The organism is Mycobacterium sp. ABE4_509, assembly GCF_056160785.1.
The window spans coordinates 1-17,646 of sequence record NZ_JBSWXU010000008.1; the positions used below are offsets into that span (position 1 = coordinate 1).

19 protein-coding genes and 1 tRNA gene are annotated in these 17,646 nt (G+C 69.2%); 10 read left to right on the forward strand and 10 right to left on the reverse strand.

From position 1 onward, the window contains the following. Positions 1-118: 118 nt before the first annotated feature. Positions 119-463, reverse strand: a complete 345-nt coding sequence (locus ACXAID_RS03025; RefSeq protein ID WP_475020700.1) for a DUF3817 domain-containing protein — start codon at positions 461-463, stop codon at positions 119-121. A 14-nt stretch (positions 464-477) separates the two neighbouring features. After that, positions 478-861, reverse strand: a complete 384-nt coding sequence (locus tag ACXAID_RS03030; RefSeq protein ID WP_475020701.1) for a hypothetical protein — start codon at positions 859-861, stop codon at positions 478-480. A gap of 37 nt (positions 862-898) precedes the next feature. On the opposite strand from ACXAID_RS03030, the gene ACXAID_RS03035 reads away from it, so the two are divergent. After that, positions 899-980 (forward strand) — tRNA-Leu (locus ACXAID_RS03035). 72 nt (positions 981-1,052) lie between these two features. Continuing rightward, positions 1,053-2,036, forward strand: a complete 984-nt coding sequence (locus ACXAID_RS03040; protein ID WP_475020702.1) for a hypothetical protein — start codon at positions 1,053-1,055, stop codon at positions 2,034-2,036. Positions 2,037-2,059: 23 nt separating this feature from the next. Here the strand turns inward: ACXAID_RS03040 and ACXAID_RS03045 are convergent, their stop codons facing one another. Together ACXAID_RS03045 and ACXAID_RS03050 are read right to left on the reverse strand one after the other, a co-directional pair. Further along, complete coding sequence (locus ACXAID_RS03045; protein WP_475020703.1) at positions 2,060-2,932, reverse strand: recombinase family protein; 873 nt, start codon at positions 2,930-2,932, stop codon at positions 2,060-2,062. 47 nt (positions 2,933-2,979) lie between these two features. Further along, complete coding sequence (locus ACXAID_RS03050; protein WP_475020704.1) at positions 2,980-3,240, reverse strand: hypothetical protein; 261 nt, start codon at positions 3,238-3,240, stop codon at positions 2,980-2,982. Positions 3,241-3,435: 195 nt separating this feature from the next. Here ACXAID_RS03050 and ACXAID_RS03055 point away from each other — a divergent pair, with 195 nt between their 5' ends. Next, a complete protein-coding gene (locus ACXAID_RS03055; protein WP_475020705.1) occupies positions 3,436-4,326 on the forward strand; it encodes an alpha/beta fold hydrolase in 891 nt (296 codons plus the stop codon). Between the two features lie 6 nt (positions 4,327-4,332). Here the strand turns inward: ACXAID_RS03055 and ACXAID_RS03060 are convergent, their stop codons facing one another. From ACXAID_RS03060 to ACXAID_RS03070, 3 genes are all read right to left on the reverse strand, one after another. Further along, entirely contained in the window at positions 4,333-5,523 is a 1,191-nt protein-coding gene (locus tag ACXAID_RS03060) for a PrsW family glutamic-type intramembrane protease (RefSeq protein ID WP_475020706.1), read from the reverse strand. After that, entirely contained in the window at positions 5,520-6,188 is a 669-nt protein-coding gene (locus ACXAID_RS03065) for a hypothetical protein (RefSeq protein ID WP_475020707.1), read from the reverse strand. Before ACXAID_RS03065 ends, ACXAID_RS03060 begins: the two co-directional genes overlap by 4 nt. A 112-nt stretch (positions 6,189-6,300) precedes the next feature. Next, the gene (locus tag ACXAID_RS03070; protein ID WP_475020708.1) at positions 6,301-7,176 is read right to left on the reverse strand and encodes an AraC family transcriptional regulator; all 876 of its coding nucleotides are present in this window, start codon (positions 7,174-7,176) and stop codon (positions 6,301-6,303) included. 71 nt (positions 7,177-7,247) lie between these two features. Between ACXAID_RS03070 and ACXAID_RS03075 the strand changes: the two genes are divergently transcribed. Then, positions 7,248-8,510, forward strand: a complete 1,263-nt coding sequence (locus ACXAID_RS03075; protein ID WP_475020709.1) for an amidohydrolase family protein — start codon at positions 7,248-7,250, stop codon at positions 8,508-8,510. Positions 8,511-8,523: 13 nt separating this feature from the next. On the opposite strand, the gene ACXAID_RS03080 is transcribed toward ACXAID_RS03075, so the two are convergent. Genes ACXAID_RS03080 through ACXAID_RS03090 form a run of 3 tightly spaced genes read right to left on the reverse strand, consistent with a single transcriptional unit; the run spans position 8,524 to position 11,400 of the window. After that, positions 8,524-10,347, reverse strand: coding sequence for a sulfatase-like hydrolase/transferase (locus tag ACXAID_RS03080; RefSeq protein ID WP_475020710.1), 1,824 nt, complete (start codon positions 10,345-10,347; stop codon positions 8,524-8,526). Then, a complete protein-coding gene (locus ACXAID_RS03085) occupies positions 10,344-10,781 on the reverse strand; it encodes an SRPBCC family protein (RefSeq protein ID WP_475020711.1) in 438 nt (145 codons plus the stop codon). Before ACXAID_RS03085 ends, ACXAID_RS03080 begins: the two co-directional genes overlap by 4 nt. 43 nt (positions 10,782-10,824) lie before the next feature. After that, positions 10,825-11,400, reverse strand: a complete 576-nt coding sequence (locus ACXAID_RS03090; RefSeq protein ID WP_475020712.1) for a TetR/AcrR family transcriptional regulator — start codon at positions 11,398-11,400, stop codon at positions 10,825-10,827. Positions 11,401-11,506: 106 nt separating this feature from the next. On the opposite strand from ACXAID_RS03090, the gene ACXAID_RS03095 reads away from it, so the two are divergent. The 6 genes from ACXAID_RS03095 to ACXAID_RS03120 are packed head-to-tail and all read left to right on the forward strand — an operon-like array spanning position 11,507 to position 17,633. Beyond that, complete coding sequence (locus tag ACXAID_RS03095; RefSeq protein WP_475020713.1) at positions 11,507-12,526, forward strand: NAD-dependent epimerase/dehydratase family protein; 1,020 nt, start codon at positions 11,507-11,509, stop codon at positions 12,524-12,526. Continuing rightward, entirely contained in the window at positions 12,523-14,754 is a 2,232-nt protein-coding gene (locus ACXAID_RS03100; RefSeq protein ID WP_475020714.1) for an acyl-CoA dehydrogenase, read from the forward strand. The genes ACXAID_RS03095 and ACXAID_RS03100 overlap by 4 nt, the downstream gene beginning before the upstream one ends. 29 nt (positions 14,755-14,783) lie before the next feature. Continuing rightward, positions 14,784-15,992, forward strand: coding sequence for a thiolase family protein (locus tag ACXAID_RS03105; RefSeq protein WP_475020715.1), 1,209 nt, complete (start codon positions 14,784-14,786; stop codon positions 15,990-15,992). Positions 15,993-15,994: 2 nt separating this feature from the next. Further along, the gene (locus ACXAID_RS03110) at positions 15,995-16,417 is read left to right on the forward strand and encodes a Zn-ribbon domain-containing OB-fold protein (protein ID WP_475020716.1); all 423 of its coding nucleotides are present in this window, start codon (positions 15,995-15,997) and stop codon (positions 16,415-16,417) included. After that, positions 16,414-16,821 carry a nuclear transport factor 2 family protein gene (locus ACXAID_RS03115; protein WP_475020717.1) on the forward strand — a complete coding sequence of 136 codons (408 nt, stop codon included), beginning with the start codon at positions 16,414-16,416 and terminating at the stop codon, positions 16,819-16,821. Before ACXAID_RS03110 ends, ACXAID_RS03115 begins: the two co-directional genes overlap by 4 nt. Next, on the forward strand, positions 16,818-17,633 hold the full coding sequence (locus ACXAID_RS03120; protein ID WP_475020718.1) for an SDR family NAD(P)-dependent oxidoreductase: 816 nt from the start codon (positions 16,818-16,820) through the stop codon (positions 17,631-17,633). The genes ACXAID_RS03115 and ACXAID_RS03120 overlap by 4 nt, the downstream gene beginning before the upstream one ends. Positions 17,634-17,646 lie beyond the last annotated feature (13 nt).

Here is a 17,646-nt window from a genome sequence, read left to right on the forward strand (position 1 = left end):
GAGCAGGGCGGCGACGGCCCGAAGGCCGGTCAAGGCGGGATCGCGGGCCGCCGCGGCGGCGCCGCAGCGCACGCCGGGGCTGGCTGACACCTCGTCGAGTGTAGCTAACTAACGCGGGTCAGATTCCGAACTGCTCTTTGATGGCCTGGGTCTGGAAGTGTTCGACGATGATGCCGACCAGTGGGATGGTGCCGGCCAGCAGCACGCCGACGGTCTTGGCGATCGGCCACCGGACCTTGACCGCGAGGTTGGCGGTGAACAGCAGGTACACGAAGTACACCCACCCGTGCACGACGGCGATCCAGCCCAGCGAGTCGTCGTTGAAGCCGTACTTCATCACCATCTCGTAGCAGAGCGCGATCAGCCACAGACCGGTCACCCAGGCCAGCACTCGGTACCCGAGCAGGGCTTTGCGGATGACGTCGACGGGTGCGGTGGGGGCGGGGGAGTCGGGTGCGCTCACTGGCGGTGTTCCTGTCACTCTCGGGTCGGTGTCGCGTCGCCGTCGTTTCGGGCCAGTTCGGCCAGATAGGCGTTGTACTCCTGTAGGGCGGGATCATCGCCGTTGCCGGCCGGTGGTGCCGCGCCGGGGCGCTCGGGAAGCAGGCCGGCCGGGATCTCGGTGACGGTGTCCGACGATTGTGGCTGCGGGGGTGCTTCCTCGTAGCGGACGAACTTGAAGTAGGCGTAGACGCAGAACCCGGCGAACAGGGGCCACTGCAGCGCGTAGCCCAGATTCTGGAAATCGCCGGCGGTGGATTCGAAGCGGGTCCACTGCCACCAGGCCAGCCCGAGGCAGCCGCCGGCCGCGACGATCACCAATGCGATGAGCGCCGGCCTCCTACGCCGCGTAGTGGACACCGTTCAACGGTACCGCGCTACCATCGTGGCGCTGCGAGCGCGAGTGGCGGAATTGGCAGACGCGCGGGATTTAGGTTCCCGTGTCCTAGGACGTGGGGGTTCAAGTCCCCCCTCGCGCACTCGACTTGTCAGACCTCCGTCGCACACTCCTGGGAGAAGGACGCACGGAAACCTCGTGGCTAGGGGCTGACATGGACAACTGGGGAGACATCGTCGTCGTCGAGAACGGCGAGTGCCGCGCGTATGACTGGCACTGGGCGGGGCAACGCATTCTCGACATCCTGATCGGCGGCCCGGACCTGGCCCGCCGCCACATCGCCACGTTCCGGCAGGCCGGGGAGCGCGAGCCGCAGCCGGTTCAGCCCGGCTGCAGCGGTGCGCTCCTGGACTTCGACCGTCGGCGCCTGCTGTTCTTCGGCGATGAACTGATGGACGATGTGCAGCGGCGCCGGGCACTGCTCTGCGTGCTGGGCGACCTCTGGCCCGGATTCCAGGTGGGCTGGGCCCACGGCGGCACCCACCAACTCGCCGACTACGTCGGGCTGACCTGTCCGGTGCGGCCGTGGGACAGCCGACCTCCGGTCGTCGCGCAGCCGAACCGCGATATGCCCTGTCACCTGGTCTCGGTGACCGACGCTGGGGGCGCCGTGCACTTCTGGACACTCAGCCCCTACTACCGTATGGCGAAGTACGGTCCGGCCATCCTGAGCGCCCTGCCCGGTCGTGGCCGGACGAAGGTGACGCTGAAGGCGGCGCCGGCCTCCGGTATCCACGTCGATCCGCCCCGCAGGTTCGTCGGGGTCTGGCAGGACGTCGACACCTCGGGGGTGCTGGGCAGGCTGACCGAGATATGGCCGGGCTGGTCCGTCGAATTCTGGGCGGATCGATTCGAGGAGCACGTCGCGCGGTGCGGGAACGGGCTGCGGGCCCCGGTGGTGGATCTTCGGGCCGGGATCGACGACGTTCGGGAGTCGCTGCGACACCGCATCTACCGACGTGGCGACGACGGTCCGATGTCCGAGGCGCTGGCGCTCGCCGAGACGCTGGGTCGGATCGCACCCGGCTTGACGGTGCCCGCCGACGCGGTGATCGCGGGCCTCGTCCGGCCGACCCACGAAGAATGGCGCAGGTTCGAAGCCGCGTGCCGCACCGTAGACGCCAGCCGGGCGGCATGAGAAACGCTGTGCTGCAGTGGTTGTCAGAGGGCGCTGACGGTGTTCTTGCCGGCCTGCTTGGCCGCGCGCATCGCGGATTGGGCTCGAGCCATCAGTGTCGAAGCCGATTCGCCGGGGACGGCCAGGGTGGCGCCGACGCTCAACGACGTCTGGATCGTTGCGCCCGCGTAGTGGATGGGTTCGGTGGCGCAGTCACGGATCTTCTCGCCGATCATGACGACGTTGTCGAGGCCGTGCACGCCCGGCAGGAGCAGCAGAGCCTCGTCGTCGCCGATACGTCCGACGGTGTCACCCTGGCGCACGCAGTTGCGCAGCCGCATGGCCAGGATGGCGAGCACCACATCGCCGACGGGACGTCCGAACTTGCGGCCGATCGCCGCGAAATCGTCGATATCGCAGAACAAGACGCCGTTGTAGGGCCCGTGGACGCGGGGGTATTCGAGGGTGGCCTCCAGGCGTGCGATCGTGTCGGATTTCGTGGACAGCCCGGTCAGGCCCTCGCGCGAGCGCATCCGGAGCAGGTCGACCTCGAAGGTGGCGATGGTGGCGAGAACGTCGAAGAACACCTTGCCCACCGCTTGGGTCGGGTCATAGGACTGCCCGCCCAGCGACAACGTGACACCGCGTGCGGCGAGATCCTCGGCGATGGCGCAGGCTTCGGGAACCGATTGCGCCAACCGGTCCAGCTTGGGCACCACCAACGTGTCGCCTTCGTGCAGCGCGGCCAGGGCCTGATCGAGACCCGGCCGGTCTGTGGTCACGCCGGTGATGGTCTGGTCGAGGTAGATGCGGTCCGCGTCGACGCCGAGTTCCCGCAGCAGTCGCCACTGGGCCTTGAGGTCTTCGGTGGCCATGGAGCAGCGGGCGTAGCCGACGGAGCTGCTCTCGGTGCTCACCGTCGCAACGATAGCCAACGGCGCGGTGCCGAGTGCGCGATTGAGGGTCAGGCGGGCGCTGCGCTGATCTCGGTGGCGGCCGGCGTCACCTCGCCGGCCTGAGCCTTGAAGCACAGGATGCTGGAGGTGAAGCTGATCAGCGCGACGGCGGCGGCGAACACGGCGATCAACGTCTCGGACACGGTCCAGCTGCCCAGCGCGACCGCCAGGGCGATGATCGCGGTGACGATCAGGAACAGCCCGGTGGTGGCGAGCGTCTCGTGGAACGGGTCGTCGGTGAACGGGTCGGCCCCGGCCTGATCGGCCATCGGTTCTCCTTCTCGGCGTGCGGTGTGGTCCGGAAATACCCACTACGGTGTCGGCGAAACCTGGCCCGCGATCCGCACCTGTGATCGGGCCCACTGTGCATGCCGGTCGTTACGATGCCCACTGGGGTCGGCGGATCTGGTGCCCGGTCTGCGATCATGGCGATTGATCTGCGACCGAGGGGGGATTCACTACCCATGAGCGATCTCAAGTACCTGGATCTACACGGTGACCGTGTCGCCTACCGCGACGAAGGCAGTGCCGGCGACGGCCGCGAGACCCTGCTGCTGCTGCACGGAATGGCCGGCAGCTCGGACACCTGGCGCGCGGTGCTGCCGCAGTTGGCGAAACGGTACCGCGTCATCGCCCCGGATCTGCTCGGGCACGGTCGTTCCGCCAAGCCCCGCAGCGACTACTCGCTGGGCGCGTTCGCGGTGTGGCTGCGCGACCTGCTCGACGAACTGGGTGTCGACCGGGTGACCGTCGTCGGCCAATCCCTGGGCGGCGGTGTGGCGTTGCAGTTCGTCTATCAGCACCCCGACTACTGCCGGCGGTTGGTGCTGATCAGCAGCGGTGGCCTCGGCCAGGACGTCGGCTGGACGCTGCGGCTGCTCTCGGCGCCGGGCTTCGAACTGCTCATGCCGCTCGTCGCGCCGGCCCCGGTCGTCAGGGCCGGCGAGAAGCTGCGCGGCCTCTTCGCCAAGGCCAACATCCAGTCACCTCGGGGTGCGGAGATGTGGAGCGCCTACTCGTCGTTGTCCGATCCGCAGACCCGGCAGGCCTTCCTGCGCACGCTGCGCTCGGTGGTCGACTATCGGGGGCAGGCCGTGAGCGCGCTGAACAGGCTGCATCTGACCTCGGAACTGCCGTTGATGGTCATCTGGGGCGACCAGGACCCGATCATTCCGGTCGAGCACGGCCGTGCGCTCAACGAGCTGCGCGCCGGGTGCCGTCTCGAGGTGCTCCCCGGGGTCGGCCACTTCCCGCACGTGGAGAAGCCCAACGACGTGATCGATCTGCTCGACGACTTCATCGCCACCACCGGCCAGGCGGCACCGGTCGACCCGGTCCGGACCGGAAGTCGCTGACCCCCGTCACCAGGGGGAGGGGGAGCCCGACCGGATCCGGGCGACCTCGGTTCGTGCGAAGCGAACTTCATCGGTGTCGGCGCCGCGGGCGTCGGCCACTGCGTTGGAGAGGTCGAATGCCGCGTGCAGGACCCACCGGCGCTGTCGTCGCTCGCGCCGGCCGCCTTCTGCCCGCCGGTAGGCCTTGCGCGCCTTACGGTTCCCGGCGAGCGCCTCGAGTTCGGCGTCGGTGATGACGCCGCGGGCCAGCTCGGGCGCCATGACGTCGCGCATGATCTCGCGTTGCCGTGCGATGGTGAGCTCGAAGACGCGCACCACGATCAGCAGCGCGACCACGATCTGGGCGACCAGCAGCAACAAGGCGAGCAGTCCGTTGGCCCCGGCGATGGCTTGGGTGGAATCCCACAGCCCATGCAACAGCACGGGTATGAGCAGCAACACGATCCCGCGGCCGACCCGGCGAGGTTCGGCCGGGCGGCCCATCAGGTAGATCACCCCGGCGCAGAAGATCGCGCTGTAGACGATGTGGGCGGCGACTCCGCTGATCAGCCGGATCCACACGGTCGCCATCGACGCGGCCACCGGATCGGCGCCGAATTGCGAACCCGCGGCGGCGATGACATAGGAGATGTCTTCGAGGATCTCGAAGCCCAGGCCGATGAACGCCCCGAGGATGAAACCGTCGAAGGCGGTGCGCACCAGCCGCGGAGCCAGCGCGATCAGCAACAGCAACCCGGCGCCCTTGGCGAGCTCTTCGGTGAACGGTGCCGACAACCCGGCTCCCCAGTCCAACGTCCAGGCTTGGCCGAAGGTCTTGGCGTAGATGGAGCCGAGCGCGCCGTTGGCCGTCGCCGCCAGCGCGTCGGTTGCGGCGAACGCGCCCCACAGGAACGCCAGGAGCAGCAGTGCGGCCGGAAGCTCGGCGTAGCGGTCGATGCGCTGGGTGAACCACCAGAACAGGGCGCCGTAGATGCCGAACATCACCACCGCCAGCGCCACGGCCGCTCCGTAGGCGGCGATCTGACCGCTGAGCTGGGATGCGAACCCGAGCATGCCGCTCAGTACCAGCGCCAGGTAGGCCCAGAAGGCCAGGTTGCGGGGTTGGTAGACGACGAAGCGACGACCCCAGCCGGCCCGGTCGAGCACATCGACGCGGACCCGGTCCAAGTCGGCCACGGTAGGGGTGGTCGTCGTCATGCGACGTCCCGGTGCTGCCGGCTGATGCTGCTCAACATCCGGTTCACCGCCGCTGCCGAGTCGGGGTCACCGTCGGCGGGCGCGATCACCCTGACGACCACCCCCCGGTCTCCCAGGACGAAGGCGGCGATCAGTCCGTCGGTCTGCAGACCGCTCAGCGGCGCCACGACCCCTGTCGCGCCGCCGTCGGTGGTGATGGTGGACCGCTCCGCGGAGATGGACGCGCCGGTCCCCCCGGTCAGGGCGTCGGTGGTTTGCCCGACCTGGTCGAGCAGAGCGTTCTCGTCCTCGTGGAACTCGCCGACGGTGAGCGTGAACTGCACGTCGCCGTCGATGAGACTGGCGGTGTCAGGGTAGGAGCCTGTCGCCGGGGGCCGGCCGGCGCGGACTCCGGAGGTGATGCCCCAGCCGGCTTCGGGGACGAAGGTGATGTCCCCCTCGAGCTGCATCAGGTCGCCGGGCCGCACCGGGTCGTCGTAGGCGATCGAGGCGTCGACGGCCGGGAGCACGAAGGTCAGAACGCCGGCCACGGCGAGTACCGCGAGCGTCGGCCCGATACTGCGACGGTCGAGTCCGCACCAGCGCCGGTCTACCGGGACCCATCTCTCGTCGGGTTCGTAGCGCGGCGTCGTCGCGGCATCGGGGCTGTGCCCGGCTGTGGTCATCCCCCCACCTTTCGGCGGCTCATTCTAGGTTGCCCGACCGGACGCGGGTCCGGATTCGGTCTCGTCGCCGCCCGTGTCGGGCGTACCGCCAGCGCTGGGACGCTCAGAGCATTCAGAAGTCCGACGTGCTGACCCGGCGCCGGTAGGCCGACGGTGTCTCGCCGCAGAACTGCGTGAAGGCCCGGGTGAACGAGCTGATGCTGTCGAACCCGACCGCGGTCGCCGTTTCCTGCACGGTCTGGCGTGGCGCGGCCAGCAGGGCCATCGCCCGCAGCATGCGGGCGTGCAGCAGATAGGTGCGCCACGGCAATCCCAGTGTGTCGGCGAACAACCGGCGCAGGGTGCGTTCGGACACCGACACCGCGCGGCTGACCTGCTCGCAGGTGACGGTGTCGAGGTGGGCCTTGGTGTACTCCAGCGCGGTGGCCACGATCGGGTGTTCGGAGGTCGGCAGGCTCAGCGGCGCCTCGTGGTCGAGGGCCTCGTCGACCAACGCCGCCAGGGTGCGGAAGAACCCGTCGGAGCGGTCGTCGCCCTCGGCTCGGTCGATCGGCCAGCGCAGCCCGTAGATCATCATCTCGCGGATCAGCGGGGACACCGCGAGGATGCGGGCCCGCCCACCGTCGTCGGCGATCAGTGACCGGTCGAACATCACCGCCACCGTCTTGACGTCGGGATTCATCACCGCCTGATGCTCGAGCCCAGCCGGTATCCAGGCCGCCTGCTGGGGTGGCAGCAGATAGTGCGCCGTGTCGGTCTCGACCTCGACGACGCCGTGCAGCGCGTATTCGATCTGGTGGACCTCGTGGGAGTGCCAGCCGGTGATCAGCGCGTCGCCCTCGTAGAGGTAGCTGCCGGCCAGGGCGCGCCCACCGCGGCGCAGCTCGATGACCCGGCGGCGGGTAGGGCCGAACGGCTCTTGGTCGCCCTCCGGCTCCAGATTGGCCGCTGCGGACAAGACTCTGTCCGAAGACGCGGAGACGGTCACGGGATCTCACGGTACTACTTGAGGTAGCAGCGCCGCGCCCGCGAGGAGTGCGAGGAGACCGAGGAGGCACAGTGAACGTTGACGACCTGATCCTGGTGAGCATCGACGACCACGTCGTGGAACCCCCCGACATGTTCCTGCGCCACGTGCCCGAGAAGTACAAGCCCGAAGCCCCGATCGTCGTCACCGACGACAAGGGCGTCGACCAGTGGATGTATCAGGGCCGCCCGCAGGGGGTCAGCGGGCTCAACGCGGTGGTGTCCTGGCCGGCCGAGGAATGGGGCCGTGATCCGGCCGGCTTCGCCGAGATGCGACCGGGTGTCTACGACGTGCACGAGCGGGTTCGCGACATGAACCGCAACGGCATCCTCGCCTCGATGTGCTTCCCGACGTTCACCGGTTTCTCGGCCCGGCACCTCAACATGCACCGGGAAGAGACCACCCTGGTCATGGTGTCGGCCTACAACGACTGGCACATCGACGAGTGGGCCGGCAGCTACCCCGACCGGTTCATCCCGATCGCGATCCTGCCCACCTGGAACCCCGAGGCGATGTGCGCCGAGATCCGCCGGGTCGCGGCCAAGGGCTGCCGTGCGGTGACGATGCCGGAGCTGCCGCACCTCGAGGGCCTGCCGAGCTATCACGACGACGAGTACTGGGGCCCGGTGTTCCGCACGCTCTCCGAGGAGAACGTGGTGATGTGTCTGCACATCGGCACCGGCTTCGGCGCGATCAGCATGGCGCCCAACGCGCCGATCGACAACATGATCATCCTGGCCACCCAGGTGTCGGCGATGTGCGCGCAGGACCTGTTGTGGGGACCCGCGATGCGCAACTATCCGGACCTGAAGTTCGCGTTCTCCGAGGGCGGCATCGGCTGGATCCCGTTCTATCTCGACCGCAGCGACCGCCACTACACCAACCAGAAGTGGCTGCGCCGCGACTTCGGTGACAAGCTGCCCAGCGACGTGTTCCGCGAGCACTCGCTGGCCTGCTACGTCACCGACAAGACCTCGCTGAAGCTGCGCCACGAGATCGGCATCGACATCATCGCCTGGGAGTGCGACTACCCGCACTCGGACTGCTTCTGGCCCGACGCGCCCGAGCAGGTGCTCGCCGAGCTCAACGCCGCCGGAGCGTCGGATTCCGACATCAACAAGATCACCTGGGAGAACTCCTGCCGGTTCTTCTCCTGGGATCCGTTCAAGCTGACCCCGAAGGACCAGGCGACGGCCGGCGCGCTGCGCGTCAAGGGTGCCGACGTCGACGTGTCGATCAAGCCGCGTGCCGAGTGGGCGCGCCTGTACGACGAAAAGCAGTTCGCGCGGGCCTGATCGGCACGGCGAGTCAGCGCCGGCGAAACAGCCGGCGCAGCTGACCCGCCCACCCGGTGGGCGCCGGCGGGCGCCGGGACGCGTAGGGCCACGGCTGGTTGCGTTCCGGAACCGATTCCGCGCGTGCCTGTTTGAGTTGACTGCGCAGGTGAGTGCGCAGCTCGAGCAGGTCGGGATCGTCCCAGCGGTTGCGTGCCTCGATCGGGTCGTCGGTCAGATCGTAGAGCTCCCACTGATCGTCGAGGGGATCGCTGCGGTACATCGGGCCGCCCATGCCGTCCGCGGCGAGGTGACGCACACCCGGTTCGGTCCAGGTGGCCGGGTCGTCGAACGAGCGGACCAGCTTCCACAGATGCCCGCCGCCGCCGGGCGCCGCGGCGTCGTCGACGTGCAACACCAGCCCCTCAAAGTTGGCCGCGGTGTGGGCGGGAACCCGGATGCGTAAGGGAGCGGGGACCTTCGAGGTCAATCCGAGCATCCGGGCGATCCCTGATGCGCCGGTGTCACCTTCGAGCATGTTGTCGCGGGTCATCAGGTACACCGCGCGCTCGCTGTCGGCGGGAGCGCCGCCGACCACCGCCATCAGATCCTGCCCGGGCAGCGGGTGCACCTCGGAGAACGATCGGGACAGCTCTGAAGCGGTGGCGGCGACGTCGACCCCGGCCGCCGAGAGCAGGGTGGGCACCAGATCGACGTGCGAGGTCGGGGTGCTCACCACCCGCGCCGATGTGACGTCGCGGCCCACCCGCGCGACGACGAACGGCACCCGGGTCGCCTCGTCGTAGAGGTTGAACCACTTCTGGTGCAGGCCACCGTGGGCGCCGAGCAGGTCGCCGTGGTCGGCGGTGCGCACCAGCACGGTGTCGTCGGGACCGTCCGCCGACCCACCCTCGGTCACCGCGCGGCGGACCCGGTCGATCGGCCCGTCGACCTCGGCGTGCAACCGGTAGTACAGGTCACGGTAGCTCTGGGCGTTGCGTCGGTAGGTCCGCTCGACCACCCGCGCCGGTCCGTACCCCGAGTAGTAGGCCTCCCGGAACGCGATCTGCGCCGCGGGTTTACCGGACAGGTCTTCGTCGTCGGTGGGTGACGGCGGGACCGGGGGCGGGTCCAGCGGCGACGGCCCGATCGGACTGCGCCGCGTCCACGCCGGGAACAGGACGATGTCGTGCGGATTGACGAAGCTGGCCACCAGCAGAAAGGGGCGCAGCGCCGCGGGGTCGCCGGCGCGCCTGCGCGCGTAGCGGTCCTCGAGCCAGGCCACCACGCGGTCGGCGATGAGCTGATCGCGCCGTATTCCGGCGTTGGACAGCTTGGCCCCGTGCGGCTCGGGGCCGACCCACCCCGAGAAGCCGTAGGGCTCGAGCGGGTCGGCCTCGAGATACCGGCGCACCGCGTCCTCGTCGACGACCCCGTCGTCGTCGTTGGTGTCCAGGGACCCGCCGGTGGCGGGGTCGGTCAGGTCGGCGTGGGAGATGTGCCACTTGCCGTCGTAGTGGGTGTCGTAGCCGGCCGCGCGGAACCAGTTTCCGAGCGTGGGCACTTCGCCGCGGCGCAACCACCGCAGCCGGGAGTCGTCGTAGGACTTGCCGATTCCGTCGGTCTGGGTGACCCCGTGCAGGTCGGGGTAGTGGCCGGTGAAGATGGTCGGCCGGCTCGGCACGCAGGCCAGCGAGCCGGTGTAGTGCCTGGTGAAGCTCACTCCGTTCTCGTCGAACCACTTTCTGCCCGCGAGGGTCAGCGAGCGCCAGTCGCTGATCGCCGGGCTCTCGTAGGGCGGGGCGGCGCGTTCCTCGTCGGTCATCACCAGGACGATGTCGGGCCGGGTGGACGTCATGCGGCGACTCCTTCGGATGCGGTGGCCAGTCCTTTGAGCAGCGCCTCGGAGCGCCCGGCCATGAGCCTGGCCATGGCCGGCTCTGCGACGAAGCGCAGCAGCCGGCGCGTCACGTGCACGGTGCTGGTCAGGGTCACGAAGGTGCCGCCCGAGATGCCGGGTTCCAGTGTCCAGCGGTTGGAGGCCGCGACGAAGGTGGGCAGCCCGGTGATGTCGTAGGCCAGCACGCTGGGCGGATCGAACCGGGTGATCGTCTCGATGAGCGTGTCACGGCCGATCTGGATCCGGCGGGCGGTGCCGACGGCCTCGGCGTGATGATCGAGCAGACACGAGTGATCGATCTCCTCGGCCCAGGCGCTGACCGCGCCGAAGTCGGCCAGGACGCTCCACACCGTTTCGCGGGATGCCCGCACCATGCGGGAGCGGCTGCTCACGGTCATCACCCCATCCAACTCTGTCGGCGGGGCGGCCGCCAGGTCAACGCGCCGAGACGCCGGCGAGCACGGTGCGGGTCATGGAGCCGGCGCGGCGGCGTGCGAAGGAGCGTCCCTCGCTGAGGATGGCGTAGACCACGCCCCCGACGACGGCGTCGGCGGCGTCGCGCGCGGTGTCGTCGGTGAGGCCGGCGGCCAGCAGCCGGTCGCAGACGGTGTCGCGCAGCGGGGTGTTGAACCCGGCCTGCAGCCGGGCCTGGGTGTCGGGGTGCTCCACGCCGGCGATGGTCAGGATGCGCAGCATGGCGTGTCCGCGGGCGGTGGTCAGCGTGGTGGCCAGCGCGGTCGCCCAGTCGCAGACATCGGCCGCGACGTCGTCGGTGTAGGAGATCGGCCGCAGGATCTTGTCGGCGTCTTCGAGGATGACGTCGGCGACCAGGGCGTGCCGGCTGGGCCACCACCGGTAGATGGTCTGCTTTCCGACGCCGGCGCGAGCCGCGACCGCCTCGATGCTCAGTTTGTCGAAACCGCGCTGCAGCAGCAGTTCCCGGGTGGCATCGACGATGGCCACGCGTGACTTCTCGCTGCGCCGCCGAGGCGCGGCGAGCTCGCCGGCCATCAACCGGCTCCCGCCGGCCGTGGCTTTACATGCTGGACCATCGACCGTAGTGTGCCACAAGACGAGACGCACCGTCTCGTAAAGGCGTGCGGAGGGCTGACGGGCAATGGCGGCAACGAAGCTGGTGATCGGCGCCAGCGGGTTCCTCGGCTCACACGTGACACGACAGTTGGTGGCACGCGGCCAGGACGACGTCCGGGTGATGATCCGCACCACCAGCTCCACCCGCGGTATCGACGACCTGCCCGTCGACATCCGCTACGGCGACATCTTCGACGCCGAGGCGCTGCGGGCGGCGATGGACGGGTGTGACGTCGTCTACTACTGCGTCGTCGACGCGCGTCCGTGGCTGCGCGACCCGCGCCCGCTGTGGCGCACCAACGTCGACGGTCTGCGCAATGTCCTCGACGTCGCTGTCGAGGCCCAACTGCGCCGATTCGTGTTCACCAGTTCGATCGGCACCATCGGCCGAAACCCGGGTGGGCTGGCCGACGAAGACACCGCGCACAACTGGCTCGACGTCGGTGGTGACTACATCGGCTCCCGGGTCGCCGCCGAGGACATGCTGATGCGCTACTGCGCCGACGCCGGCCTGCCGGGGGTGGCGATGTGCGTGGCCAACACCTTCGGGCCGGGGGACTGGCTGCCCACCCCGCACGGCGGAATGTTGGCCGCCGCGGTGCGCGGTGCGCTGCCGTTCTACATCGACGGCTACGAGTCCGAGGTCGTCGGTATCGAGGATGCCGCACTCGCATTGATCCTGGCGGGGGAGCGCGGGCGGGTCGGCGAACGCTACATCGTCTCCGAGCGTTTCATGTCCACTCGGCGGATACATGAAATCGGCTGTGCCGCAGTCGGTGTCACTCCACCGCGGTGGGGTGTGCCGATCCGCGCCATGTCGGCGGCCGGATACCTGGGCAGCGCCGCGGCCAAGCTCCTGGGTAGAGACGTCATGCTCACTCCGCTGAACATCCGGCTGATGCACATCATGACCCCGCTCGATCACTCGAAAGCCTTGTCCGAGCTGGGCTGGAACCCGCGGCCCACGTCCGAGGCCATCGAGGCGGCCGCCCGATTCTTCCGCGGACGAACCCGCGCGGCGGCCGCGACGGAGGGTTCCCGATGACGCTCGGACTCACCCCCGAACAACACCAGCTCGGCGATGCCCTGGCCCAGTTCGCGGCGCGTCACGCCCCGATCGACAAGACCCGGCAGACGTTCGACGCGATAGCCGCCGGCGAACTGCCGCAATGGTGGGATGACTTGGTGACCAACGGTTTTCACGCCGTTCACCTGCCCGAGGCGGTCGGCGGACAGGGCGGCACCCTGATGGACGGTGCCTGCGTGCTGGAGTCCGCGGCGACGGCGCTGCTGCCCGGGCCGCTGCTGCAGACGGTGACGGCCGGCGCGGTGGTGCAACTGGGTGAGGACAACGAGACGGCCCGCGCGGTGCTGGGGCGGCTGGCGACGGGCGTCCCAGCGTGCGTCGTGCTGCCCGGCGCCGACAGCGTGGCGACCGAGCTATCAGGGGGTTCCTGGACCCTGTCGGGGACGACCCCACCGACACCCGGCCTGTGCTCGGCGCAGCTGGTCCTGTTGGCCGCCCGCGCCGGCCGGGACACCGTATGGCTGGCCGTCGACGCGACCTCGCCCGGCGTACGCATCGAAGCCTGCGCGAGCACCGACAAGACGGTCGACGTCGGGGTCGCTCACTTCGATGGCGTTGCCTGCGGGCAGGATTGGCAGCTCACCGGAATCGACGACGACCGGGCGCGGTGCCTGGCCGTGGCGCTGAGCGCCTGCACCGCGGCCGGCACAGTGCGCTGGTGCGTGACCGCGGTGACCGAGCATCTGCGCACCCGCGAGCAGTTCGGCAAGCCGATCGGGACATTTCAGGCACTGCAGCATCAGGCGGCGATGCTGCTGGTGAACAGCGAACTCGCGACGTCAGCGGCATGGGACGCGGTGCGCGCGGTCGACGAGGACCCCGCGCAGAGCCGGATCGCCTCGGCGGGAGCGGCGCTGATGGCGATCGGGCCGGCACCGGAACTGGTGCTCGACACGTTGACCATGTTCGGCGCGATCGGATTCACCTGGGAGCACGATCTGCACCTCTACTGGCGCAAAGCCACCAGCCTGGCCGCCTCCGTCGGCCCGACCGGACGCTTCGCGCACAGCCTCGGTGAGTTGGGTCGGCACCACCACCGGGATGTCTCGGTCAAACTCGGGGATCTCGACGGCGAGTTCCGCCGCGACGTGGCCGCCGTGCTCGACGAGGCACTCACGCTGCGCAACGACCGCCCGGGTCGCCAGGGTGACTACCCCAACCAGGCCACCGGCCCGCAGCGCACGCTGATCGCCGAGGCGGGACTGATCGCCCCGCACTGGCCCAGGCCGTGGGGTGTCGACGCCACCCAGCGCCAGCAGTTGATCATCGACGAGGAGTTCGCCAAGCGGCCCGATCTGGTGCGGCCCTCACTCGGCATCGCCGAGTGGATCCTGCCGACCTTGATCAGCGCGGCGCCCGAAGCCATCCAGCAGCGATTCATCCCCGCCACGCAACGCGGTGAACTCGGCTGGTGCCAGCTGTTCAGTGAACCCGGCGCCGGCTCCGATCTGGCCTCGTTGAGTACCCGGGCGACCAGGGTCGAGGGTGGCTGGCGGGTCAACGGGCACAAGATCTGGACCTCCTCCGCGCACACCGCCGACTACGGTGCGCTGCTGGCCCGCACCGACCCCGACACCGCCAAACACCGTGGGCTGGGCTACTTCATCGTGGACATGGGTGCCGAGGGCATCGAAGTATCGCCGATCCGGCAGGCCAACGGGGAAGCGCACTTCAACGAGGTGTTCCTGACCGATGTGTTCGTGCCCGACGAGATGCTGATGGGCGGGCCCACCGACGGATGGAGCCTGGCCATCGCGACCATGGCCCAGGAGCGGGTGGCGATCAGCGGCTACGTCAACTTCGACCGGGCCGCCATCCTGCGCCGGCTGGCCGACCGCGAAGGCCCCGACCGGGACCGGGTGTTCTCGGCGCTGGGGGAGGCCGACGCCTACGCCAACGCGATCAAGGTGCTGGCCGTGCGGGAGGTGATCCGGCTGCTCGACGGGCAGCCGCCGGGCCCGGCGTCGAGCATCGCCAAGGTGGCGATGAACGTCATGCTGCGCCGCACGTTCAAGGCCACCCTCGAGCTCACCGCGCCCACGGCGCTGGTCGAGACGACCGGGAGCGACGAGTTCCCGGTGGTCGAGCAGTACTTCCACCTGCCCGCCGAGCTGCTCGGCGGCGGGACCAAGGAGATCCAGCTCAACATCATCGCGCAGATGATCCTGGGGCTGCCCCGCCGCTAGCCGGCGAACGATCGCAGAGGAGCGAATGCATGGGGTTACGCGGCGAAGCTGCGATCGTCGGCTACGTGGAGTTGCCGCCGGAACGGATGAACAAGGCGAGCGTGGCACCGTTCACCCTCGAACAGTGGGCGGAGCTGTCGGCGGCCGCGCTGGCCGACGCGGGCCTGTCCGCCGAGCTGGTCAACGGGATCACCACGTCGCCGCTGGGCGAGTCGGAGATCTTCGTTCCGTCCACGGTCGCCGAATACCTCGGTGTGGACGCGAATTTCGCCGAGCACGTCGACCTGGGCGGTGCGACGGCCGCGGCGATGGTGTGGCGCGCCGCCGCCGCGATCGAGCTGGGGATCTGTGACGTGGTGTTGTGTGCGATCCCGGCCCGCTACATCACCCACACCTCGGACAGGAAACCCAAGCCCTTGACCGATGCCGTGTTCTTCGGCGCGTCGAGTAACCAGTTCGGTTCTCCCCAGGCCGAATTCGAGATCCCCTACGGGAACCTCGGGCAGAACGGCCCCTACGGGCAGGTGGCCCAACGCTACGCCTCGGTGTACGGCTACGACGAACGCGCGATGGCCAAGATCGTCGTCGACCAGCGGGTCAACGCCAACCACACCGAGGGGGCCATCTGGCACGACACGCCGCTGACCGTCGAGGATGTGCTCGCCAGCCCGGTGATCGCCGACCCGCTGCACATGCTCGAGATCGTGATGCCCTGCGTCGGTGGCGCCGCCGTCGTCGTTGCCGGCGCCGAGGTGGCCGCGCGCGCCAGGAACCGTCCGGTGTGGATCAAGGGGTTCGGCGAGCACGTGCCGTTCAAGACACCGACCTACGCCGCCGACCTGCTGAACACCCCGATCACCCGGGCCGCCGACACCGCGTTCGCGATGTCGGGTCTGACCCGCACACAGATGGACATGGTGTCGATCTACGACTGCTACACCATCACCGTGCTACTGAGCCTCGAGGATGCCGGGTTCTGCGAGAAGGGCAAGGGCATGGAGTTCGTCGCCAGCCACGACCTGACGTTCCGCGGCGACTTCCCGCTCAACACCGCAGGCGGCCAGCTCGGCTTCGGCCAGTGCGGCAACGCCGGCGGCATGCACCACGTCTGCGATGCCACCAGACAGATCATGGGCCGGGCCGGGACCGCCCAGGTCGCCCAGTGCGACCGGGCCTTCGTCTCCGGCAACGGCGGCATCCTGTCCGAACAGACCACCCTCGTGTTGGAAGGGGACTGACGATGAGCATGACGTTCCAGCGGCCGATGCCGGTGAAAACCCCGACCAGCGCACCGTACTGGGATGGACTGGCCCAGCACCGGGTGATGATCCAGTACTCGCCGTCGTCGGGACGCTACGTCTTCTACCCGCGGGTGCGTGCGCCCGGAACCCTCGCCGATGACCTGGAGTGGCGGGAGATCTCCGGCATGGGAACGCTCTACTCGTTCACCGTGGCCCGTCGCCCGGTCGGGCCGCACTTCGCCGACGCGGTGCCCCAGCTGCTGGCCATCGTGGAGTGGGACGAGGGGCCGCGTGTCACGACGGAGCTGGTCAACGTCGAGCCCGCGGACATTGAGATCGGCATGCGGGTCAAGCCGGTGTTCTGCGACTACCCGGAGCACGAGGTGACGATGCTGCGCTACGAGCCGGCGGAGCGCCGATGAGCACCGACTCTCAGCAGATCAGCGATGTACTGGTGCGGTATGCCACCGGCATCGACCGCCGCGACTGGGCGTTGTTCCGCACGGTGTTCACCGGGGACTGCGAACTCGACTACGGCGATATCGGGACCTGGCACGGCATCGACGCCGTGGTCGAGTTCATGACCGCCGCCCACGAGATGGCCGGGCACACGCTGCACCGCATCACCAACCAGGTGATCGCGGTCGACGGGGACACCGCGACCGCACGGGCCTACGTGGACGCGCTGATCATGTCCCAGGACAACAGCTCCGGCGTCAACGCGGCCGGGTTCTACGACGACACACTGGTCCGCACCGGCGCCGGATGGCGCATCGCCCGGCGCCGCTTCACCACTGTCCTGGTCCGGGCGGTGAGCGCCGGGTGACCTTCGCGCAGAAGTACGGCCCGTGGGCACTGGTCGCCGGTGCCTCCGACGGGGTCGGTGCGGCGTTCGCCGAGGCGCTCGCCGAACGGGGTGTGCACGTCGTCCTGCTGGCCCGGCGCGAGGCGGTGCTGGCCGATGTGGCGGCCGGCATCGAAGCACGCACCGGCGGGCAAACCCGGGTGCTGCCCGTCGATCTGGCGGCTGCGAACGCGACCGAGGTGGTACTCGAGGGGGCCGCCGACCTGGAGATCGGGTTCCTGGTCTACTGCGCGGGAGCTGACGCCGACTTCAAGCCCTTCCTGTCCCAGCCGATCAGTTCCGCGCAGGAGATGCTGCAGCGCAACTGTGCGGTGCCGATGCAGCTGTGCCACCACTTCGCGCCGGCGATGGTGCAGCGGGGCAGCGGCGGCATCGTCATCCTCGGGTCGGGGGCGGGATTCGCCGGTGGCCCGAACATGGTGGCCTACGGGGCCACCAAGGCGTTCGACATGGTCTTCGCCGAGGCGCTGTGGACCGAGCTGCACGACAGCGGCGTCGACGTCCTGGGCCTCATCCTGGGCAAGACCGACACCCCGGCACTGCGCCGGCTCGAACACGCTCGCGGCCGGCTCGAATCGCTGGATCACCGCCCCGCCGACACCTCCTCGGTCGACGAGGTGATCACCGAAGCATTCGCCAACCTGACCAACGGGCCGACCTGGTTCGTCGGCGACACCATGCGGACGGTGGCACAACTGCTGGGGTCGATGTCACGCAACGACGCGGTACGGATGATCCAACAGGCCACCGCCGCCGCGATGGGTGAGGGCTGAGCTCGGAGGTCGC

Coding starts and splice junctions, on each gene's coding strand:
- ACXAID_RS03040 (WP_475020702.1), top strand. CDS start 1,053: ATGGACAACTGGGGAGACATCGTCGTCGTCGAGAACGGCGAGTGCCGC.
- ACXAID_RS03050 (WP_475020704.1), bottom strand. CDS start 3,240: ATGGCCGATCAGGCCGGGGCCGACCCGTTCACCGACGACCCGTTCCAC.
- ACXAID_RS03055 (WP_475020705.1), top strand. CDS start 3,436: ATGAGCGATCTCAAGTACCTGGATCTACACGGTGACCGTGTCGCCTAC.
- ACXAID_RS03060 (WP_475020706.1), bottom strand. CDS start 5,523: ATGACGACGACCACCCCTACCGTGGCCGACTTGGACCGGGTCCGCGTC.
- ACXAID_RS03065 (WP_475020707.1), bottom strand. CDS start 6,188: ATGACCACAGCCGGGCACAGCCCCGATGCCGCGACGACGCCGCGCTAC.
- ACXAID_RS03080 (WP_475020710.1), bottom strand. CDS start 10,347: ATGACGTCCACCCGGCCCGACATCGTCCTGGTGATGACCGACGAGGAA.
- ACXAID_RS03090 (WP_475020712.1), bottom strand. CDS start 11,400: ATGGCCGGCGAGCTCGCCGCGCCTCGGCGGCGCAGCGAGAAGTCACGC.
- ACXAID_RS03095 (WP_475020713.1), top strand. CDS start 11,507: ATGGCGGCAACGAAGCTGGTGATCGGCGCCAGCGGGTTCCTCGGCTCA.
- ACXAID_RS03100 (WP_475020714.1), top strand. CDS start 12,523: ATGACGCTCGGACTCACCCCCGAACAACACCAGCTCGGCGATGCCCTG.
- ACXAID_RS03105 (WP_475020715.1), top strand. CDS start 14,784: ATGGGGTTACGCGGCGAAGCTGCGATCGTCGGCTACGTGGAGTTGCCG.
- ACXAID_RS03110 (WP_475020716.1), top strand. CDS start 15,995: ATGAGCATGACGTTCCAGCGGCCGATGCCGGTGAAAACCCCGACCAGC.
- ACXAID_RS03115 (WP_475020717.1), top strand. CDS start 16,414: ATGAGCACCGACTCTCAGCAGATCAGCGATGTACTGGTGCGGTATGCC.